This is a genomic window from Streptomyces sp. NRRL B-3229, assembly GCF_000719505.1.
In the GTDB taxonomy this organism is placed as follows: domain Bacteria; phylum Actinomycetota; class Actinomycetes; order Streptomycetales; family Streptomycetaceae; genus Streptomyces; species Streptomyces griseorubiginosus.
Map to the genome: position 1 here is coordinate 1 of NZ_JOGP01000168.1, position 208 is coordinate 208.

Below are 208 nucleotides of genomic sequence, written 5' to 3' on the forward strand. Positions count from 1 at the left end.
CCTGAGCTGAGCTGAGTTGAGCGGCTAAATGACTACCGACACAACCTCCCCCCAGAGCCCGGAGGCGGCCGTGGTGCCGCCTTCGGGCCCTGCCCCGTCCCCGCGCATGGCGCAGGGCCACAAGCGTCTGCTGACCCGCCGGGACCGCATCACGCTCGCCTTCATGGCGGGCGTGCCGACCGTGCTGCACGTGCTGCTGGTGTGGGTG

Annotated in this window: 1 pseudogene; it reads left to right on the forward strand. The window is 70.7% G+C overall.

From position 1 onward, the window contains the following. Positions 1-28: 28 nt before the first annotated feature. Positions 29-208, forward strand: a pseudogene (locus tag IF54_RS41945) (sugar ABC transporter permease); the annotation flags it as partial.